At 42.5% G+C, this 21,164-nt stretch carries 17 protein-coding genes, 1 rRNA gene, 1 pseudogene and 1 riboswitch; of the genes and pseudogenes, 14 read left to right on the top strand and 5 right to left on the bottom strand.

What is annotated here, in order from left to right; translation table 11 throughout:
- Positions 1-46 precede the first annotated feature (46 nt).
- The 7 genes from AACQ42_RS09690 to dinF all read left to right on the top strand — a co-directional run bounded on the left by AACQ42_RS09690 (position 47) and on the right by dinF (position 8,414).
- On the top strand, positions 47-1,297 hold the full coding sequence (locus tag AACQ42_RS09690) for a DNA cytosine methyltransferase (RefSeq protein ID WP_094165948.1): 1,251 nt from the start codon (positions 47-49) through the stop codon (positions 1,295-1,297).
- A gap of 2 nt (positions 1,298-1,299) precedes the next feature.
- Positions 1,300-3,726: a sensor histidine kinase gene (locus AACQ42_RS09685; protein ID WP_094165947.1), complete on the top strand. Its 2,427-nt coding sequence runs from the start codon at positions 1,300-1,302 to the stop codon at positions 3,724-3,726.
- Positions 3,723-4,406, top strand: a complete 684-nt coding sequence (locus AACQ42_RS09680) for a hypothetical protein (RefSeq protein WP_094165946.1) — start codon at positions 3,723-3,725, stop codon at positions 4,404-4,406. The genes AACQ42_RS09685 and AACQ42_RS09680 overlap by 4 nt, the downstream gene beginning before the upstream one ends.
- A gap of 1 nt (position 4,407) precedes the next feature.
- A complete protein-coding gene (locus tag AACQ42_RS09675) occupies positions 4,408-5,055 on the top strand; it encodes a hypothetical protein (RefSeq protein ID WP_017049954.1) in 648 nt (215 codons plus the stop codon).
- Between the two features lie 416 nt (positions 5,056-5,471).
- Positions 5,472-6,095, top strand: coding sequence for a transcriptional repressor LexA (gene lexA, locus AACQ42_RS09670; protein ID WP_010316891.1), 624 nt, complete (start codon positions 5,472-5,474; stop codon positions 6,093-6,095).
- 94 nt (positions 6,096-6,189) lie between these two features.
- Positions 6,190-7,008, top strand: a complete 819-nt coding sequence (locus AACQ42_RS09665) for a class I SAM-dependent methyltransferase (protein WP_094165945.1) — start codon at positions 6,190-6,192, stop codon at positions 7,006-7,008.
- Positions 7,009-7,070: 62 nt separating this feature from the next.
- Positions 7,071-8,414, top strand: coding sequence for an MATE family efflux transporter DinF (gene dinF, locus AACQ42_RS09660; RefSeq protein ID WP_094165944.1), 1,344 nt, complete (start codon positions 7,071-7,073; stop codon positions 8,412-8,414).
- Positions 8,415-8,517: 103 nt separating this feature from the next.
- Here dinF and sthA read toward each other — a convergent pair whose 3' ends face one another.
- Positions 8,518-9,918, bottom strand: coding sequence for a Si-specific NAD(P)(+) transhydrogenase (gene sthA / locus AACQ42_RS09655; RefSeq protein ID WP_094165943.1), 1,401 nt, complete (start codon positions 9,916-9,918; stop codon positions 8,518-8,520).
- Between the two features lie 286 nt (positions 9,919-10,204).
- Here sthA and fabR point away from each other — a divergent pair, with 286 nt between their 5' ends.
- Both fabR and AACQ42_RS09645 read left to right on the top strand, forming a co-directional pair.
- Positions 10,205-10,846 (top strand): HTH-type transcriptional repressor FabR, encoded by a 642-nt coding sequence (gene fabR / locus AACQ42_RS09650; RefSeq protein ID WP_017048583.1) that lies wholly within the window; start codon positions 10,205-10,207, stop codon positions 10,844-10,846.
- The gene (locus AACQ42_RS09645) at positions 10,846-11,223 is read left to right on the top strand and encodes a YijD family membrane protein (protein WP_017044864.1); all 378 of its coding nucleotides are present in this window, start codon (positions 10,846-10,848) and stop codon (positions 11,221-11,223) included. The genes fabR and AACQ42_RS09645 overlap by 1 nt, the downstream gene beginning before the upstream one ends.
- Before the next feature lie 15 nt (positions 11,224-11,238).
- Here AACQ42_RS09645 and AACQ42_RS09640 read toward each other — a convergent pair.
- Together AACQ42_RS09640 and AACQ42_RS09635 are read right to left on the bottom strand one after the other, a co-directional pair.
- Positions 11,239-11,393, bottom strand: a pseudogene (locus AACQ42_RS09640) (substrate-binding domain-containing protein); the annotation flags it as partial.
- Positions 11,383-14,484: a beta-galactosidase gene (locus tag AACQ42_RS09635; RefSeq protein ID WP_094165942.1), complete on the bottom strand. Its 3,102-nt coding sequence runs from the start codon at positions 14,482-14,484 to the stop codon at positions 11,383-11,385. The pseudogene AACQ42_RS09640 and the gene AACQ42_RS09635, both read right to left, overlap by 11 nt.
- Before the next feature lie 448 nt (positions 14,485-14,932).
- On the opposite strand from AACQ42_RS09635, the gene AACQ42_RS09630 reads away from it, so the two are divergent.
- Positions 14,933-15,124, top strand: a complete 192-nt coding sequence (locus AACQ42_RS09630; RefSeq protein ID WP_094165941.1) for a hypothetical protein — start codon at positions 14,933-14,935, stop codon at positions 15,122-15,124.
- Positions 15,125-15,163: 39 nt separating this feature from the next.
- Here AACQ42_RS09630 and trmA read toward each other — a convergent pair whose 3' ends face one another.
- The gene (gene trmA, locus AACQ42_RS09625) at positions 15,164-16,273 is read right to left on the bottom strand and encodes a tRNA (uridine(54)-C5)-methyltransferase TrmA (protein ID WP_026028859.1); all 1,110 of its coding nucleotides are present in this window, start codon (positions 16,271-16,273) and stop codon (positions 15,164-15,166) included.
- A 160-nt stretch (positions 16,274-16,433) separates the two neighbouring features.
- A riboswitch (cobalamin riboswitch) is annotated at positions 16,434-16,629 on the top strand.
- A gap of 47 nt (positions 16,630-16,676) precedes the next feature.
- Between trmA and AACQ42_RS09620 the strand changes: the two genes are divergently transcribed.
- The 3 genes from AACQ42_RS09620 to murI are packed head-to-tail and all read left to right on the top strand — an operon-like array spanning position 16,677 to position 20,075.
- On the top strand, positions 16,677-18,506 hold the full coding sequence (locus AACQ42_RS09620) for a TonB-dependent receptor domain-containing protein (RefSeq protein WP_094165940.1): 1,830 nt from the start codon (positions 16,677-16,679) through the stop codon (positions 18,504-18,506).
- A 45-nt stretch (positions 18,507-18,551) separates the two neighbouring features.
- Positions 18,552-19,241, top strand: a complete 690-nt coding sequence (locus AACQ42_RS09615) for an ATPase (protein ID WP_441351196.1) — start codon at positions 18,552-18,554, stop codon at positions 19,239-19,241.
- A 30-nt stretch (positions 19,242-19,271) separates the two neighbouring features.
- The gene (murI, locus tag AACQ42_RS09610) at positions 19,272-20,075 is read left to right on the top strand and encodes a glutamate racemase (protein WP_176429698.1); all 804 of its coding nucleotides are present in this window, start codon (positions 19,272-19,274) and stop codon (positions 20,073-20,075) included.
- Here the strand turns inward: murI and AACQ42_RS09605 are convergent.
- Entirely contained in the window at positions 20,038-20,493 is a 456-nt protein-coding gene (locus tag AACQ42_RS09605; protein WP_017044858.1) for an RNA recognition motif domain-containing protein, read from the bottom strand. The genes murI and AACQ42_RS09605 overlap by 38 nt on opposite strands.
- A gap of 606 nt (positions 20,494-21,099) precedes the next feature.
- Here AACQ42_RS09605 and AACQ42_RS09600 point away from each other — a divergent pair.
- Positions 21,100-21,164: ribosomal RNA gene (locus AACQ42_RS09600) — 16S ribosomal RNA — on the top strand; the annotation flags it as partial.

Genomic DNA, 21,164 nt, shown 5'->3' with positions numbered 1-21,164 from the left:
GAATAATACTATACATATGCAGTTAAGACTTAAGAGTATTTTCTAAATGTCATGTAAGTCAGACTTACCACAGAAAGCAACCTATATTGATATTTTCTCCGGATGTGGCGGACTTTCCTTAGGTCTTGGAAACGCAGGATGGCAGGGGCTTTTCGCTGTAGAAAAAGATTCAATGGCATTTTCTACTTTTAAGCACAACTTAATTGATGGAAAGCATGCGCATTTTGATTGGCCAGAATGGTTACCTAAAGAAGCCACAACAATCCAAAACCTCCTTGAAAATTATCCACCACAGCTATCTGCATTAAAAGGTCAGGTTGATTTGATTGCTGGTGGGCCACCTTGTCAGGGGTTTTCACTTGCGGGGAGAAGGAATGCAAAGGACCCAAGAAACAAGCTTTCAGACGAATACATCAAAATGGTTGAAATAGTCTCACCTAAGTACCTTTTACTAGAGAATGTCCGTGGATTTAATGCTTCATTCAAAGCACCTGAAGGAAAAAAAACTAAAAAACCGCATTCCATGATAGTGAAAGCTAAACTTGAAAAGCTAGGCTACAAAGTCTTTTCTGGCTTTCTATGTAGCTCAGATTTTGGGGTACCTCAAAAACGAACTCGTTTTATCATGATCGGCATTAAATCAGAGTTAGTGGGGTATGATTTTGTAGACCCTTTTGAAGCTATTTATCATAGTAGACGAGATTTTTTGAATCGAAAAAAACTGCCTTTACGGCCCGTAAAAGTTAGTGATGCAATTGGTGATTTACTAGTAAACACTAATGGTATTATTCATCACTCGGGGAATGATGAAAGTGGGTTTAAGCAAGTTGATTATAAATTGCCATCAAAGTCTTCGAAATACCTTCGAGTTATAAGGAAAGGTGCTGGTAATTCAAAACCTAATAGTCTGCGTTTAGCTAGGCATAAACCAAGCACGATAGATAAATTCACAAAGATACAGGAGATTTGTAAACCTGGTGTTAGTTTAAGTAACCAAATGCGTTTGGAAATAGGTACAAAAAAACAAGCTATAACTGTTCTAAATGCCGATGAACCATCAAAAACACTTACAACGTTACCCGATGACTTACTTCATTATAGTGAACCAAGGATTTTAACGGTACGAGAAATGGCTAGGATTCAATCGTTTCCTGATACTTTTGATATTATAGGTAAGTACACTACAGGCGGAGAACGGCGGACTCAAGAATGCCCTAGGTATACTCAGGTTGGGAATGCAGTACCACCATTATTAGCTGAAGTTTTGGGGCTGATCATAAAAGATTTCGGGAAATAGTTATGCTTATTAATGACGATATAAATAAAAAATTAGATATCAATGATAATAACAGTGAAAGTTTAAATGTTAATTTTATTGCGAACGCTGGTGTGAAAGATATTGTTGGTAGAGGTCTAATATACAATGATAATGTCGCGATTATTGAATTAATTAAAAACTCTAAAGATGCTTTTTCATCTAAAGTGATTTTAGAGTTTAACGATGTTATTAGATCTAAAGATATGCTTGAAGGGTTAATTCCTGAGCCAACTATAGTGATTAAAGATTACGGCATTGGCATGTCAAAAGAAAACATTAAAAATAAGTGGCTAAACATTGCATACTCGGAAAAAAAAGGAATTAAAAACACACAATATGCAGGTAATAAAGGTGTAGGGAGATTTAGCTGTGATAGATTGGGAACAACTCTTGAATTATATACCAAATCTCAGGATGGCGAATATTTAAAACTAGTTATAGACTGGACAAAGTTTGAAAATAAAGGTCAGCATGATGAAATATCAAGTGTCCCTTTGAGAATAGAATTTTTAGAAGAAAGTGAATTCTTAAATGATATTGATGAGGTGGATTTTAAGCATGGTACGGTTTTATTTATAAAGAAGTTAAGAAACATATGGAGTGAACAAAAGTTAAAAAAACTATTATCAGAAATAGAGAAATTTTCACCAGTTCTAGATCAATCTTTTATCGTTCATTTCAAAACCAATCTTCAATTTAAAGATAAATATCTTAAATCCAGGTCGAATAAAGATATTAACAATAATATCTTGAACAAATTATCATTTAAAACAACCTATATAAAATCTGATATCGATGATTTAGGCAGAGAGATAAAAACTAAGCTGTATTTTCAAGGTGAGGTTGTATATGAATATACAGCATTAAATCCGTATGAATCATTACGAAATGTTTCGGTTGAAATTCATTACTTAGATACATTGTCAAAATCTTATTTCACTAGAAGTTTTGGGGTTCAGCCAAACGTTTATGGTTCTGTATTTTTATTCTATAATTCATTTAGAATATCGCCTTATGGTAATGAAAAAAATGACTGGTTGGGACTGGATCAAAGAAAATCCCAAGGGACTTCTAGGAATTTAGGCACTCGAGATATTATTGGTAAAATAGAAATTATAGATAGAAATGATAGTTTTTCTGTCATAACAAGTAGAGAAGGTCTTGCGCATAATCAGGCCTATTATGAATTAGTGGCATATGACGTTAACGAGAAAGCTATATTATCAAATGAAAAGGAAGAATATGGCTACGTTACTACTATAATTAGGCAGCTTGAAAATTTTGTTGTGAAAGGAACCGATTGGAATAGGCTTATAGATAAGAAGGGAGAATATAAGTCAGTTTCTAGTGAAGATCTAATCCGAGACCCTAACAGATTTACTGTTAAAAAATTATCTTCAGAATCTGTAAGAAAGGCTACAGAAAACATTAAAAACTCACATTTTAATGTAACAGATTTAAATATAAATGAAGATGTTATTTCTAGAGTACAAGCTATAAATGATGAGAAGCATCGTAGTTTTATAAGTGATTTTATAGAGGCAACAAAAAATAAAGCACTTGAAGAATTATCTCCTAAAGAGAAAGGTGTGGTTAAAAAGTTGCTTGAAGTTAGCCAAAATAGAGTAAATGAAGCTAATGAACGATTTGAAAAGGCTGAAGTTAAAACAAAACAAGTTGAAAATACGCTAAAAATAGAAAAAAAGAAACAAGCGTATCTTTTAGCAACGAGAAGAACTTTAAGTGAAGATGCTGATGGTCTTGTCCATACAATAAAAATTAATAATATTGAGATAAAAGAAGGTATAGATTCACTTATAGAAAGTGTTGAATACGAAGAATTAACAAAAGATGAAATTATTGCAAAACTTGGAGCCATTAAACTTTATGCACTTAAAAGTTTAAAAATGGCTGAAATAGCAACCCGTTCTGGCTTTGATCAAGATATAGATATTAGAAGTGTAGATATAGTTCAATATATTAAAGAATATGTGGAAATTTATGCTAACTCAACGGGAAGTAATAGCTTGCAAGTTGTTACATTAGGAGGTGATTTGGTATTTCTGCGCAGTGTAAGTGTATTAAATTTGTCTATTGTATTGGATAATTTTCTTTCCAATTCTAGTAAGTGGGGGGCTGAAAAAGTAGAGTTTAGATTCTATATAGAAAATGGAAAATTATATTTGATTATTTCAGATGATGGTTATGGCATGTCTGATCTTTTTTCTCAGACTCCTGACGAAGTATTCAATTTAGGTGTTAGGGATACTCCACCAGAAGGTTTCTCTGGTTCTGGTATCGGTTTGTATTATTCTCGGACTCTCTTAAAAGAAATGGGTGCTACAGTAGAATTTATTGGAAATGGAGAGTGGCTTTCTGGTGCAAGTTTTAGGGTGGAATTTAAATGATTTTAAAAAAAATATTAATGCTTGATGATGGAGATATAAGTCAAACTATTGAAAATATCAGAGGTAAGTTAAGGCGTGTAGGGTTTGATATTTCAGTGGATGTGATTAATCCTCAGGATTTTATTTTTAAATCACAAATGGGAGGTAAGCTTGAAATAGACTTTGATAAAATTAAAAATCATATAAATGATAACTATAAAAATGAGAAATATGATATTGTTGCGTGCGATTTTAGTTTTTCTAGCGAGAAATTAAATGGTTACGATCTCATTAGATGGGTTATTAATAACTCAAGGTCTTCTGGGTTTAAATTCAGAAATGCAAAATTTGTTTGTTATTCTGGGGAGGAGGATAAGTTTAAGGAACATATTATTAATAATAATGAATTAATTAAACTTATAAAATTGAATATCCATGCTTTTTATAAGCGTGATGATTTGGTTGACGAATTATCAGCGCTGGTTAAAAAAGTCGCAGATAACTTTTCTGCTTCAGAATACTTTAAATGTCTATTAGAGCAAGAGGCGGACAGAGAATTTAAAAATATATATCCGAATTTTAGTGGAAAAAAGCTTGGTGAAATAGCTAATGAAATTGACAGTGATACTTATCATGGAAAGGAGTTTCAGAAGTATATGGCTGAACTGACATATGCTCATATTTTGGAGTTAAATAAGTAATATGAAATATTTGATTTTCCCAGATGATCCTTCAGTCTATTTTATGAATTCAGTTATAGAAAAAATTTCTACATTTATTGAAGATGGTTCTGTAACTCTAATAAAGTGTAATGCAAGTGATGACGGTTACAAGACTGCATATAAATTGATTGAAGAGATACCAAAGGGTTCTAAAGTCGTTTTTATTGGGCACAGCACACCGGCATTAATTTATGGCGGAATGAGCGAAGAGTACCTAAGAAAACCTTTAGTTAGGTTAAAAAACATGTCAGTTTTCAAGGATAAAGAGCTTCTGCTGGTATCTTGTTTTTCTATGAAACTACTAGAAAGTTCGAGAAATTATAGAAACTATTCAAAATGTATGGGGTTTGGTTTGTTACCTTCAGAGTTGGAAGAAGTTGAAGCTCATCGAGGTATACGAAATCTTTCTTTGGATTTTGAAGATATAGAAAACTTTAAGTCGGATTTTTCTCAATTAATGGCTAGTACAATGGAATATTTTCTAGAAACAGATAGTTCTATGGAGAAGCTGTTCAGCTACTTCAAAATAATAACCAATAAGAAAATTAACGAGAATTTATTATGTGGAGGAAATAGAAAAGTAGCAGAAGTGTTGTTCTACGTCGTGAATGAAGTAAATTTAGATTAATAATACTTAATTTTTATACTTACATCTGATCAAAATTCATTAGCCCTAAGTTGTTCGTAGTTTTTCACTACGTTGACGTATATTTAAGCTTAGCCTTGGCGTTGACTGAGAGCAACATATGTTTTCCGTTAATCCACTTGTCCAGAACAGGGGGATGAAGCTGACATCAACTGCTGTATTTCGATAGTCAAATCCGTATGCATAGCTTACATTCATTTCTACTTCACTTCTGTATACTCATTCTTCGAACAATTCTGCTGTATACGTAAGTCATCTGATTATGAGTTTCAAGTTACTGGAAAAAGTTTCAGTGAAACTCTCGCCTACATAAATAGCCAAAAAATAAGCGTCCGCTCTTCCATTTATTCGATTACTGGATATACTCACAGTTAACTGTATAAACAGACAGGTGAGATATGAAGCCGTTAACGCCCCGCCAGCAACAAGTATTTGATCTTATCCGCAGTAAGATCGACGAAACCGGAATGCCACCGACTCGCGCTGAAATTGCACGCGAGCTGGGTTTTCGTTCCGCCAATGCCGCAGAAGAGCATTTAAAAGCACTGGCTCGTAAACAAGCGATTGAAATTATTCCGGGTGCCTCTCGTGGGTTGCGTATCTTACTTGAAGCTGCCAATGAGCCAGAAGATCTTGGCCTGCCTTTAATTGGTCGAGTCGCGGCGGGAGAGCCTATTTTGGCGCAAGAGCATGTCGAAGCGCATTACCAAGTGGATCCCACTATGTTTCGCCCTCAAGCGGATTTCTTACTGCGTGTGCAAGGCGAAAGTATGAAAGATATTGGCATTATGGACGGTGACTTACTCGCGGTGCACAAAACACAAGATGTGCGTAATGGGCAAGTGGTGGTGGCGCGTGTTGAAGATGATGTGACGGTAAAACGTCTAGAACGCAAAGGCTCTACCGTGTTATTGCACGCAGAGAATGAAGCGTTCTCACCGATTGAAGTGGATCTTAAATCTCAGCAGCTCACCATTGAAGGTGTGGCCGTCGGCATTATTCGCAATACCGATTGGATGTAATTTATTATTGAGATCTATTCTCAATAACTTGTCATTCTAACTGATATTCATTATCATCTTCTTTGTTGTTACATCGAGTTGCGACATAAGGAAGATGGTAATGCCTACCGATAAACATTCACTAACCCCACGTCATCATATTCCAACCAATTTAGTTCAACCGTTGTGGTTTCGTAGCCGCGAAAGTTTGGTTGATAACGGGTTAGTGTATGATCCGATCGCTGCAAAGGCCTGCCAGAGCTGTCACTTAGCCCCCGAATGTTTAAGCGGTGATATCGATCAAAAACAATTGCTGCATGCGACCTTAACGCAATTGTGCGATCAACAAGTGCGCGCGTTTATTGAGCGTAACCCTGATGGATGGATCATTAATGTCGGTGCAGGGTTAGATACCCGTTTTTATCGGGTAGATAACGGGCGTTGCCATTGGATAGAACTCGATATCACCGAAAACCTGCTGTGGCGGCAGAAATTGTTTCATCGCAGTGAGCGTTATCAACATGTGTGTGGCAGTGTCGATGATCTTCAGTGGTTGGATGCATTGCCTATTGCGGAATCCTCAGCCGTTTTAATCGTTTGTGAGCATGCGTTATTAGATTGTACGGTGCAGCAACTCACCTATTTTATCCGCGCATTGGGTTTGCATTTTTCTAATGCGGCGGCTTGTTTAATGCTGGCTGGAGACAAAACTGCTTCCGCTTTAGGTCAGAAAATGGGCTCAGGCCATTACGGACATGGTTTTGCTAATCCAACCGAAGCGGTACTCAGTGTCTTACCTTGGGCTTCGTCGGCAAAAACGTTTTCACCGCTCGATCAACATTGTGGCCGCTGGAAATTATGGCAACGTTGGTTAAGTAAGGTGATGGTTTACAAGCTGCGCTTAACACCCGTTTTAGTTTATGTCCGTTGGTAAGTAACCGCTAGCCGTCCTCCTATCACTCCGCTACACTTTGCTCTCCCCCATGAGAGGTCAACGTGTTGCAATCTATTTTACAAACGTTATCGAACCGTTCCGTACATCGACAAGTGTTGCTACTGGCGATACCTATGGTGCTGTCCAATATTACCGTACCGCTGTTAGGTTTAGTTGATGCGGCGGTGATTGGTCATCTGGAACACGCTTGGTATTTAGGTGGAGTGGCGCTTGGCGGTACGGTAGTCAGTGTCACTTTCTGGTTACTCGGCTTTTTAAGAATGTCGACCACAGGCCTTGCGGCGCAAGCATACGGTGAACAGTCGCCACAAAAACTGGCGTTAGTCTTGTTGCAAGGGCTCTTGATGGCACTGGCATTTGCGTTGTTGTTTTTGATTCTGCATCGATGGATTGGCGATGCGATTTTTTCAGCCAGCAGTGCCAGTGAGCAAGTAAAGCAATATGGGTTGCAGTATTTTGTGATTCGAGCGTGGAGTGCGCCCGCCGCATTGGCCAACTTTGTACTGCTCGGCTGGCTGTTAGCCACGCAAAATGCCAAAGCGCCAATGTGGATGGTAATCATCACTAACTTAACCAACATCGCGTTGGACATTCTGTTTGTGTTGGGTTTCGGCTGGAAAGTGGAAGGTGCTGCGCTGGCGTCGGTTATCGCTGATTATGCGGGCATGAGCTTTGGTTTACTGTGTATTTGGCGCTATTGGTGGCGGCATCAACTCCCTTCGCCACTGCAGCTAGGTGTTTTAGTGACACAAGGTCTTAGCCGCTTTGTGAAATTGAATCGCGATATTTTCCTGCGTTCACTCTGTTTGCAGGCGGCGTTTAGCTTTATGACCTTTCAAGGGGCGGCCTTTGGCGATCAAACTGTGGCGGCTAACGCTGTCTTAATGAGTTTTTTGATGATGATCTCCTATGGCATGGATGGTTTTGCTTATGCGATGGAGGCCATGGTTGGCAAAGCGATTGGTGCAAAAAGTGAGACGCAGCTCAAAAGTGCTCTGATCGGCAGTTTTTTCTGGAGTGCGCTAATCTGTTTAGCGTTAACGGTGATGTTTGCGGTGTGGGGATCGGCGTTGATCACGCTGATCACTGACATTAACGCAGTTCAGCAAGCGGCTAACCGTTATCTACCGTGGCTGGTGGCGATGCCGTTAACCGCGATGTGGTGTTTTTTATTGGATGGTATTTTTATCGGCGCGACCAAAGGTAAAGAGATGCGCAACAGCATGTTTGTCGCGATGTGCAGTTTTTTCAGCGTTTTCTATCTGGCTCAGTCTTTGGGTAATCACGCCCTGTGGATGGCGATGCTCAGCTTTATGGCAATGCGCGGCATCAGTTTAGGTGTGCTATTTATCTCACAATGGCGACGCGGTGTTTTTCTCACTTGATCACCGAACCTATCCCTAAGCACTCCACTCACTAGGTTACCAAAAAGAAAGCCGCACTCGTTGGCGGCTTTCTTTCCATTAATAGGCAGAATTAGGTCGATGATTAGAACAATCGATTCAGGCCATTTAACGCCGCCACGCGGTAGGCTTCGGCCATGGTTGGATAATTGAAGGTGGTATTGACGAAATATTCGAGGGTATTGGCTGCGCCTTTTTGCTCCATAATTGCTTGTCCGATGTGGATGATTTCAGCCGCGCGTTCTCCAAACACATGAATACCTAAAATTTCTTTTGTCTCTCGGTGAAACAAAATTTTCAAGCTGCCGATATCTTTGCCAGAAATTTGCGCCCGTGCGAGGTGTTTAAACGAAGAGCGGCCAACCTCATACGGAATTTTGGCCGCGGTGAGTTCTTGCTCTGTTTTGCCCACTGAACTGATTTCAGGAATGGTGTAAATCCCAGTTGGAATGTCATCAATTAAGTGCCCTTGCGCTTGACCATGAGCAATCGCTTGAGCGACAAATCGACCTTGATCATAGGCTGCGCTCGCAAGGCTTGGGTAGCCAATGACATCACCGACCGCGTAGATGTGCTCCACCGAGGTTTGATAGTTACGATTGACGGCCAGTTGGCCACGTGAGTCGGCATTCAGGCCCACCGCTTTGAGGTTCAATTTGTCAGTGTTGCCCGTGCGTCCATTGGCATACAAGATACAGTCGGCTTTCATTTTTTTGCCCGATTGCAAGTGAACGATCACACCATCGTCAGTGCCTTCAATCTTTTCATGGGTTTCATCATTACGAATCACAATGCCGCTGTTCCAAAAATGGTACGAGAGTGCATCAGACGTTTCGTTATCCAGAAACGACAGCAAGCGGTCGCGGGTATTGATGAGGTCGGTTTTGACCCCTAAGCCGCGGAAAATCGAAGCGTATTCGCAACCAATGACGCCTGCGCCATAAATGATGATGTGGCGAGGATCGTGTTTAAGCGAGAGAATCGAATCGCTGTCATAAACTCGTTCATGAGTAAAATCAACATCATCAGGTTGATAAGGGCGTGAGCCAGTCGCAATCACAAATTTGTCGGCGCTGTATTTTTCGATGCTGCCGTCAGCGTGCGTAACCGCCACGGTATTTTTGTGGGTAAACTTAGCTTTACCAAAAATCAGCGTACACTGATTGCGATCGTAAAAGCCTTGGCGCAAGCGAGTCTGTTTATCAATCACAGATTTAGCATGGCCTAAAATATCAGAGAAAGTGAGATGAATACTGGTGTTGTTTTTACAAAATAGCGGGTTACTGTTGAATTCGATGATGCGGCTGACCGCATGGCGTAACGCCTTGGAGGGAATAGTGCCCCAATGGGTACAACCTCCGCCAACACTATTCTCTTTTTCGATAATGGCGACATTAAACCCCGCTTTAGTCAAACCCATTGCGGCGCCTTCTCCGCCCGGGCCGCTACCAATTACGATGACATCGAAGTGGTTTTGGTTCGCCATACTCTATTCCTTGTTGTATTTGTTTAACATTGCTGTAGCGAGATTTTAACTGATCCATCAGTGCGGTAAACGATGTTGCCATCAGAGAGTGGAGAGGATCACGCTCGAGAGGTGAAAATGCCACTTTATGCTATTGCTTTGCCCATCTTACTGTGGCGAGTGATTGAAATTAGGTTAGGTGACTGTTTAATTGGTCACTTTGTCCAAAGAGGCGATGTTGTGGCTTAGACAACGTGCTCAATCACGTTATAGTATGGCTCAGATAGTAAAAGAGAAGCGACTTAATATGAAATCGATGGGAATTCGCGCATTACAAAAAGAAAAAACACGTCGTTCATTGATTGATGCAGCATTTAGCCAATTAAGTGCCGATCGGAGTTTTTCTAACTTAAGTTTACGAGAAGTGGCCCGCGAGGCGGGGATTGCGCCCACCTCATTCTATCGACATTTTAAAGATATGGATGAGTTGGGTTTAACCATGGTTGACGAAGGCGGTTTACTGCTGCGCCAATTGATGCGCCAAGCACGGCAGCGCATTGTCAAAGAGGGCAGTGTGATTCGTACGTCGGTTGAAACCTTCATGGAATTTATTGAAAGTAGTCCCAATGTGTTTCGCCTATTACTGCGAGAACGCTCAGGTACTTCTTGCGAGTTTCGTGCCGCAGTAGTGCGAGAAATACAGCACTTTTCCGCAGAGCTCACAGAGTATTTGATGACGACAGGCATGGGTCGTGACGAGGCATTAACTCAGGCCGAAGCTTCCGTTATTTTGGTGTTCAGCTCCGGCGCTGAAGCTTTAGATTTAGATCGACGTGAGCGAGATGAGCTTGCTGAACGTTTGATCATGCAGTTGCGAATGCTAGCCAAAGGGGCATTTTGGTATCGCAAAGAACGTGAACGTAATCGGCTCAAAGGGGGGATAGAGTAATGTCGAATGAAAACAACACAACCCATCGTGGTTCGGAAAGAAAAACACTTGTGCTAGCGCTCATCGCAGGTATGTGCGGCGATGCCTTATTGTCTTGGGTAACCATTAGCCAAGTTCCGTTCTCCATTTTCCCACTGATTGCATTAGTGCTTTCTGTGCAGGCGTTGTATCAAGAATATTTGCGCCATCCGGTGGCGGAAGATCTTCCATTGGTAGCGCTTGCCTGTTTCTTTGTCGGTGCTTTTGGTCATTCGGCATTTATCAAAGCACAGTATCCAGATTCTGGTTCTAACTTTTTCGCCATTCTCGTACTGCTGTTGTTGCTACTCTGGGTTGGAAGAAAATTGGGTTTTCTTGGTCGCCATCGCGCCGACTAAGTCATCAATGACTAGGTAGATATAGCGTGCGATGTGACAGTCATCCAAGCCTATCAAAGACATATCACAGGGATGTGGACGCCGTTTTCTTGTCGTAGCGTCATGCATCCCGCTGCCACGTAATCGTTGTAAGTGGCGATAGCCGTTATCGGTGCGTTTTTAAATACGATGCGAAATTGCTTTGAACGATATTCGGTAAACGTAATTGTTGCCAGTTAGCTGGAATTCTTTGTGCACACTAGGGCTCCAAGAATCATCACCACCCACGCCCATGTGCTGATGGTCTAGGCGCACATAAATGGTTTTTTCTGCCATTAAATCACAGGTGTGTTTTGCTTTTGCCAGCGTCTGTTGAGTATATTGACTGACACTAAATTGGAAATCGCCAGATATCGCCAGTTCATTCACTTGCAGCCATTGAGTTCCACAACGTAAGCCACTGTCGGTTGGGAAAATGTACTGAGTGTGCATCTCTTCTAGCGTTTGCGTGTGCAAGCCAAAACGTGCTGCAGATAGGCGGTCTGGGTAGTTCTCAAACGGACCTAAACCTTGCCAAGTGATTGGTGTACTCTGTTCATGCAATGGCAATTGTAGCTCCAAGCCGATACGTGGCATGGGTGGTAGATCATCGGCAAGTGTTACATCAACGGTCAGCTGCATTTCGCCACTGTTTTTCAGCGTATGCGTCCAAGTGGTGATGGCTTGCACGGCGCCGTTGAATTGGTAAGCGAAAGTTGATGTTACTTGCACGGCATGCGCCAACATGTCGCCATGGCAACTGACACATTCGCGTTTCCATTGGCCAATGCCAGCCATATCCCAACGACATACCCAAGCGTTTGGATCTACGTTATCCACTTCACTCACACCAATATCGTTATCCAGTGGCGCACGGAAGAAGTTATCTTGCGGTGCCGCCAGCATTTGCGCTTTGCCATCGACTTGCCAATCAATCATCAAGCCTGTTTGACTATCCCAGCACCATTGATGCTTCTCATCTAGGCTGGTGACTACGATCATGCATTTTTGCTGGCTTATCGCTGGGGCTGGTTGCGTTTCCAATTTAGGCATGGCGAGACCTGCGGTATTGCGTAGCGCAAATTGCTCAGAAGCGCTCACATGTCCCGCGGGTGCCCAAAGTGTTTCAGCCACTAAGGTGATGTCAGTATTCAAGTGGTATCGCGCTTCTGCTTTAGGTGTAAATTCAAAAGCAATCTCTACGGTTGCTTGGCTATCGGCTTTGATGTTCAGCACCACTGAGCCAGATTGAATCAATTTGCCATCTTCCAAAAGTGACCAGTTCAATTGCTCGTTGTCCGTTGCACGAAATAGGTTTTCGTTAGTTACTAATAGATGACAGAATCCTTTCACTTGTTCTTGCAGCGACACGCGAATCATACGCTGGCAGTATTTGGCTTCTTCCAATGTTGGATGCACAGTGCGATCTGGGAAGATCAACCCGTTGATGCAGAACTGGCGGTCATTGATTTTATCACCAAAATCGCCACCGTAAGCCCAGAAGTGTTGGCCGTTCTCGTCCCATTGGCTCAAGCCTTGGTCTACCCAATCCCAGATAAAGCCGCCTTGAAGGCGAGGAAACTCGCGGAATGCATGCCAATATTCATTAAAACTCCCCAAACTGTTACCCATTGCGTGGGCGTATTCACATAAGATCAGTGGGCGAGTTTCGTTGGGTAGAGAAATCCATTTTTTGATTGGCCATTTTGGTACTGCTTCATCTGCAATCGTTGTATTCACACGGGCGTACATAGGCGCAATGATGTCGGTTGCTGCGGTATTGGCACCGCCACCTTCATATTGAACAGGGCGCGACGGATCGTAGTTTTTCGACCAAGCGTACATCGCATTGTGGTTGCTGCCGTGGCCAGACTCGTTACCCAAAGACCAGATGATGATAGAAGGATGGTTTTTATCGCGCATCACCATTTGGGTGTAGCGGCTCATGTATGCGTGCGTCCATTGTGGATTGCTCGAAAGGCGATTCATCGGCTGCATGCCATGGGTTTCGATGTTCGCTTCATCGCACACGTACAAGCCGTATTGGTCACACAGTTCGTACCAACGAGGGTGATTTGGGTAGTGCGCTGTACGTACCGCGTTGAAATTGTATTGCTTCATCAAACAGATATCGCGGATCATGTCTTCTTCTGTCATCACATGTCCAAGATCTGGGTGATGCTCGTGACGATTAACGCCACGGATCAGCAAAGGCTTGCCGTTGAGTTTCAACTGACCATCAGTGATTTCCACTTTGCGAAAGCCCACATGATAGGCTTCACTCTCCAGATGCATGCCGTTTTCATCTAATAGGGAAATGACTAGGCGGTATAGATTGGGGGTTTCTGCGCTCCATTTGTTTGGCTCACGCACGTGCAATGTTTGAAATACCACGTCATCGTATGTGCCTCGCTCGTCAATACGGCGGTTGTGCGGGCGATCAATTCGCGGCTCAGTCACTGCGCATTCACCATCAAAGAGCTGCACTTGCACTTGGTAACAATCTGGCGCTGAAATGTGCGTCACGATTGATAGTGAACCATCGCGATAACACGCATCCAAATCTGGCGTGACGAATACATCTTCAATGCAGTATTGCGGTTTAGAAAGCAAAGTTACGTCGCGGAAAATACCACTTAGCCACCACATGTCTTGGTCTTCTAGGTAGCAGCCATCACACCAACGCATCACCATCACGGCAAGTGTATTCTCGCCAGCCACTAGGTAGGGCGATAAGTCGAATTCGGAAGGCAAACGGCTATCTTGGCTGTATCCCACCCAAGTGCCGTTGCACCATAGGTGGAATGCTGAGTTCACACCATCGAAGATGATGCGCTGGGTATTGGCAAGATCGGCTTCTGAGCGGGAAATCGTAGTGCGGTAACAACCTGTCGGGTTTTCGGCGGGCACGAATGGAGGGTTTACTTCAAACGGGTATTTTACGTTGGTGTAAATTGGTTTGTCGTAGCCTTGTAGCTGCCAGTTGGAAGGAACCGTTATTTCATCCCAGTTCGTATCATTGAATTTGGTTTGAATAAACTCGCCTTCGACTTGTTCTGGCGAGTCGAACACTTTGAATTTCCATTGGCCATTCAGCGATTGACGTTGGGCGTAAACGCCGTCACGGGCATGGTCAATATCTCGGTAACTGGAAAGTGGGCTATGTGCTTTTAAGCAGTGAATATTCACTGATTGCGGGGTTTCCCAGTCACGTCGTTGGAGAATATCTGAAAATGCCTTCATGGTTTTCCTACTTGATTTTTTGTTTCTAACCGTGTTGCGCTACGGTAGTGAATACCGTAATGGATGACTTTTTTGCTCTGGTAATCGACGCTAACGCGGCCAAAAACAGTGCCATACATAAAGTAGCTAATCGTTTTATTTTTTGAGTCCTAGCTTGCTACTCAGTGTAAATAAAATGTGGAAACGTTTCCATTGTGGAGTTTACATTTTCATAGTAATAACGGATTTATTCTTCTTTCGTGTGATCATCCTCTCTTGAATGTGTTTTTAAGCAGTTTTAACGGCGAGTGATGAACTTTCCTTGATGAGATTGGCTTTGGATCTGACGTTTATATCAAAATCAATCTGTAAACGTTCCCATGCATTTAGTTTGGCTCACCGATTATTTTGTTCTATTTATTGTGATGTGATTTCCTGCTTCAAAGTCAGACAAAATGACAGATAACCATTGATTGAATTAACCGGTGCGCAGGTTCTACTGATTGTAGAATTGGGTGAGTATGCAAAGATTCTGCATTGGGGGCAGAAGGTAAGCGGTGATCTCAACGGTTATCGTATGGGCTCTGCATCGCCCGCTCTGATTAAACCGTTAGTCAGAGCGAGCAGCATGATAGGTAATGTTGTCAGTACGAATGCGTGAAAGCCGATTAAATCGAAATTTAAATACCGATTAAAAGTCTTATTTAATCTTCTCCAGCATCACACCTGCTTCCATGTGGTGGGTGTAAGGAAATTGGTCGAATAGAGCGAAACGAGTCACTTTGTGTGTTTCACATAGAGTGTCTAAATTCTCTTTTAAGGTTTCTGGGTTGCAGGAGATATACACAATCCGCTCGTAGCCTTGCACCATTTTGCAGGTATCGATATCCATACCCGAGCGCGGTGGGTCAACAAAAATGGTGTTGCAACGATAGCTTTTGAGATCAACTCCAGCCTGTTGCAAACGGCGAAACTCACGTTGACCTTCCATCGCTTGAGTAAATTCTTCGGCAGACATGCGGATGATTTGCACATTGTCTATTTTATTCGCCGCAATGTTGTATTGCGCGGAATCAACAGAAGGTTTGGCTAATTCGGTTGCGAGCACTCGCTCGAAATTTTTCGCCAATGCCAGTGAAAAGTTACCATTCCCACAGTAGAGCTCCAATAAATCGCCTTGGCTCTCTTGCGTGCAGTCAACGGCCCATTCCAACATTTTTTGTGCGACAGTACCATTTGGTTGAGTAAAGCTGTTTTCCACTTGTTGATAAATGTAACTTTGACCATGTACGTTCAGTTTCTCAATCACAAAATCTCGATCGAGCACGACTTTCATTTTACGTGCACGGCCAATCAAATTGAGGTTGAATCCCTCATCATTGAGACGCTGTTTTAATGCTTTTGCTTGGGTTATCCATTCTTCATCGAGTTGGCGATGATAAAGCAGAGAAACCAGTACTTCACCACTAAGAGTGGAGAGAAAATCGACTTGGAAAAGTTTACGACGCAGTGAGTCGCTGCCTTTAAGTGCATCGACCAAAAGTGGCATCAAATCATTAATTAAACGACTGGCCGCAGGAAACTGGTCAACGCGGTATTTTTCACGCGTTTCTTGGTTGAACATGATGTAATAAAGCTCATCACCTTCGTGCCAAACTCGAAATTCTGCACGCATACGGTAATGCTGCTCTGGTGATTCAAACACTTCCAACTGAGGCATGTTGTATTGTGCGAACATTTGGGTCAGACGCTCGGTCTTTTCCGCCAACTGTTGCTGGTAGTGTTGTGGGTTTACATCAAGAGTCGCCATGGTATTACCTTTGCTTGGGTATGGTGCATTCAAATAATAAAGAGCGCAGATTTTATTCAATCCCTCGCGCTTGTCCAGTTTTGTCCTGAATTAGTCATTAATTGCGAGCTAACAAAAATAGCTGACACCAATCAGTACTAGACAAATTATCAATAGAGCCATAGTATCGCCCTCAGCTGGTGCTATCTAGCGGTATAGATGGCCGAAAAGGGAATCTGGTGTGAATCCAGAACTGACGCGCAGCGGTAAGAGAGAACGAACACCCAATATGACACTGCAGGAAAATGCTGTGGGAAGTCGGGTTAGTAGGTCAAGAGCTCTCAAGTCCGAATACCTGCCAGCAGCCAAATCTATGCCATCTTTTGATTGATTTGGTAGGACTTACGCGAATTAGGATCACAATATGAATAAATCCCTTTTAGCGGCGGCTGTAGCATCGCTGCTTCCGTATGCCTCATTTTCTTCTTATGCTCAAAACACTGAAGAGTCGCTCGTGGTGACGGCTAACCGTTTCGAGCAAATCGAATCCTCAGTTCTTTCTTCAGTAACCGTTGTGTCACGTGAAGAGATCGAACAGTATCAAGCCAACTCATTAACCGAAGTATTACGCCGAGTCCCCGGCGTGGAAATCGCCCAAAATGGTGGGCGAGGACACAATGCGTCTATTTTTATGCGCGGAACGAACAGTGATCATGTGTTGGTATTGGTGGATGGTATTCGTATCAATTCATCTGCAGGTGGTGTGGCGATTAACCGTTTTCCGATTGGTTTAGTGGAACGCCTAGAGGTTATTCGTGGTCCGAGTGCGTCAGTTTATGGTTCTGATGCGATTGGCGGTGTGATCAATATTATCACTCGCTCTCACCGAGGCGATGATGCTAAACAACTAGCGCTGGGCATTGGCAGCCTTGCGTCTAAAAAAGCCGATATAGTGGCTAAAGCGGATGTGAACGAACAAGGGCATATCCAAGTAGCGACAGGTTTTGAACAAACCGATGGCTATGATATTAAAAAGACGGGAAACGGTACCCAATATGGTTTTGATAGCCAAAACCTGATAGCTGGTTATGAGCATCAATTAAGTAAGCATTGGCTTGGCTATGTTTCTGCAAGCTGGTTTGACAGTGATGCTCAATATGACTCTTATGGTTCGGTTAAACAGGGTTACTCACAAAATGAAAGCGTTACTGGCCAACTGAATTATCACAATGAACAGTTAAAAAGCTTGGTCAGTTTGAACTACCAGCAAACTGAGAACTTAGATTATTCACTGGCGGAAGGTCGGGCAAATGCCAGCACTAAGGCCAATATCAGTCTTACGCAGCTGCAGTGGGCCAATCTCTACCAACTGACATCAACATCGGAAATCGGTGCAGGTATTGATGCTCGCCGTGAACGCCTTGCCGATGACGCGAAAAATCGTGGCAGTGCTCATAAATTAGCGGGTGAAAGCCGAGATACCAAAGGTGCGTTCGCTTCTGGTCGGTTATATGTCAATCGCTGGGTGTTGGAATCCAATATTCGCTATGACGAATACGATCAGTATGACAATTATACAACTTGGTCTGTGGCGGCTGGGTATCAACTTAACGAAGCTCATTTTGTGCGCGCTACTTACGGCACTGCTTTTAAGGCACCAACGTATTCAGATTTAAGCACTACTCCAGACTTACAACCGGAAGAGTCAAAAAATGTAGAGCTCGGCATCTCGGGTGTCTATTCGTTTGCAAGATGGAATCTGTCGGCTTATGACAACAAAGTGGATAACCTCATCATTTGGTATAAACCAGCCTCTTCTTCAGGTGACTGGTATTCAGACAACACTGATGCTCGGATTAAAGGCTTAGAGTTTGATGTGAACTTTGATACTGGGCCTGTTAACCATACGGTTGTGGCTGAGTTTAAAGATCACAAAGATGATAACGATGTCCAACTGGCACGTCGTGCAAAGCAAAATTATAAATGGATCAGCTCAATGAATCTCGGTAAGTTTGAGTTTAACGCTACCTATACTTACACAGGCAAACGGCTTGATCTTCCAACAGCATCGCCCATGAGTGACGACTACATTTCCGCAACCAACTTATGGGATATGTCGGTTGGCTACTGGATGAATGATGATCTGATTGTTCGCAGCCGAATCGATAACGTATTTAACGAGCAGTACGAAACGGCGATTGGTTACAAAGCGCCAGAGCGAGCTTATTACCTCAACGTTGCTTATCAATTCTAATTTTTGAAACCGCCTGTGGGCGGTTTTTACTTTGCGAGTGTGATGATGAAAAAGAACGTTATCGTCAGTTGGTCTAGCGGAAAAGATTCAACCCTCACTTTAGAGCGATTACTGGAAGATAGCCGTTATTGTGTGGTGGGCATTTTTACCACTTATGTTGAAGATGAAGTGCCCTTTCAAGCCACCCCTTTGCATGTAATTGAGCTACAAGCACGACTTTTAAAATTACCCGTTGTCAAAATAGAGCTGCCTGCCGTATTTCCAAGTAACGAGCTTTATCAATCGACCATCATCAGCGCATTAAAACAAAGTGGATTAGAGATAGACGCCGTTGCTTTTGGCGATATGTTCTGTAACGGTATTGCGCAGTATCGCAAAAGCTATATTGAACCGGCTGGCTGGGAGTGTGTGTTGCCCTTGTTAGGCGAAGATAGTAGCGCTCTTGCGCGAGAGATCATAAATCGCGGCATCCAAACCATGGTGATGACGACAGATGGTCACAGCCTCACGCCAGACTATTGTGGACAACCTTATGGACGAGCGTTTATTGATTCTTTACCAGCAAAGGTTGACCCGTGTGGCGAAAATGGTGAGTTTCATACACTGGTCACCGATGCGCCCTGTTTTTTGGGTGGAACACTGGAGTTAGAGTTGACGCATCTCCAACTGGGGGAACGTTTTTGTCACCAAAGATACCGAGCAAGAGCATTGCCAATTGATAAAGAGCGAGTATGATCGGAACGTTTTCATTATAAGGTGCTCAGAGTGTCGCAACCGTCTCAGCTTAATGTGCTTATCTTTGACTCTGGTGTTGGTGGGTTATCGGTTTATCAAGAGGTCCAAGCCAAACTACCACAATTAAACTACATCTACCTGTTTGACAATGAAGCTTATCCTTATGGAGAGCTCAATCAAGAGGTGTTAATTAAGCGTGTGGTTAGTTTGGTAAGCGATGTCGTTGTGAAAGAGCGCATTGATTTGGTCGTTATTGCTTGTAATACCGCAAGCACCATCGTCTTACCCAAGCTGCGTTCTTGTCTTGCTGTACCAGTTGTGGGGGTTGTCCCTGCGATTAAACCGGCCTCGTCACTGGCAAATAAAGCCGTGGGACTCATTGCTACCCCAGCGACTATCACTCGTCAATACACTCACGATTTGATTCGAGATTTCTCATCTGACAAGAATGTTGAATTGCTAGGGTCAACGCGCTTAGTGGATATGGCAGAAGAAAAATTGAGGGGCAAAGCTGTCGATCTTGCAGAATTAAAAGAGATTCTTAGCCCTTTGGTGAACCGTATTGATGTGGCGGTCCTTGGCTGTACACACTTCCCATTAATAAAAGAAGAGATCCAAGCCGTATTAGGGAAGAGTGTCGTGCTAGTTGATTCCGGAGAAGCTATTGCTCGTCGTGTGCAAGAGCTATTGGGTGTGAAAAGCGAGCCACAATGCAAAATCAAACAACACAAGATATTATCAAGCGCACCTCCTTGGGAAGAAAGCGCGCTCAATAGCCGATTAGCTCACTTAGGTTTTACTCCTGTTCAAACATATCGTCATCAGGATGTTTAGGATCATTCGCCACACGTACCTTCAATGTACGCTGCATATAGTCTTTCTCATTCAAAGCTGAAATAGCACCATCTACATTTGCAGAAGCCATCACAACAAAGCCAAATCCACGCCTTTTGCCCGTTCGCTTATCTTTCATCAAACGTACGGCAAAGACCTCTCCATATTTGGCAAAAAGTTCACGAACATGAGCTTCATTCGCTTTGTATGGCAAGTTACCGACATACAGTGTTTTCGTTGAGAGTTTTGACTCCTCATCATCGGTTAGCGTTTTGCTGCCAAAAAATTTAAAAACAAGAGCGGAAGAGACAACACCAAGAACAAAAGTAATTGCGGGAGAAAGCGCGACCAGAGAAAAAAGGATTGCGCCTATTATTGCAAGAGATGCAACCAGTAAAATCGATTTATTAGAGTTCATATTGGAATACTACATATCAAGTAAAAGAAGAAGGATGTCTAGGATTAACAAAATAGACACATCAATCTTACGTTTATGCTTGGTGTTTTTCCAACCAATTGCTGTGATAACCTTCAAATGTTGAAGTTTTATTCAATAAAACGCGACATTGGTGGCTTTTTAAGCGAATGAAAGGTGATTTTAAAAAAGAACTTGTCACATTGTAAAACCTCCCTATAATGCCGCCTCACTGACACGGAGTGAGGCAAGCCTCACAAACGAGTTACTAGTTGAAAGAGAAAGATAGTTAAAAATAACTCTTGACTCTTAAAAGCTAAAGCGTATTATTCGCACCCCTAGCGACACGGACTTAACGGTCTTGTTCGACAGGAACGCTCTTTAACAATATAAACCTATCAATCTGTGTGGGCACTCGTTGATGATAATCAAAAAAGATTTATCAATGAACTGAGTGACCAATCAGAATCAAGTTTACTTGATTTTGGCACAGTCAATTCATTGTTGTTCTGTTGGAACAACAATAGCTTTAAAATTACTTTTTACTTTCGAGTAAGAGCAGTTTTGAAGTCAGTATTCATTGAGCCGGTCTTAGGACCAACAAAACTTTAATTGAAGAGTTTGATCATGGCTCAGATTGAACGCTGGCGGCAGGCCTAACACATGCAAGTCGA

Origin of the sequence: Vibrio sp. V12_P9A6T4 (genome assembly GCF_963874835.1) — a bacterium.
GTDB classification, from domain to species: domain Bacteria; phylum Pseudomonadota; class Gammaproteobacteria; order Enterobacterales; family Vibrionaceae; genus Vibrio; species Vibrio anguillarum.
Note: the sequence above shows the minus strand (reverse complement) of the source record. Positions and strands in the feature narration are given on the sequence as shown.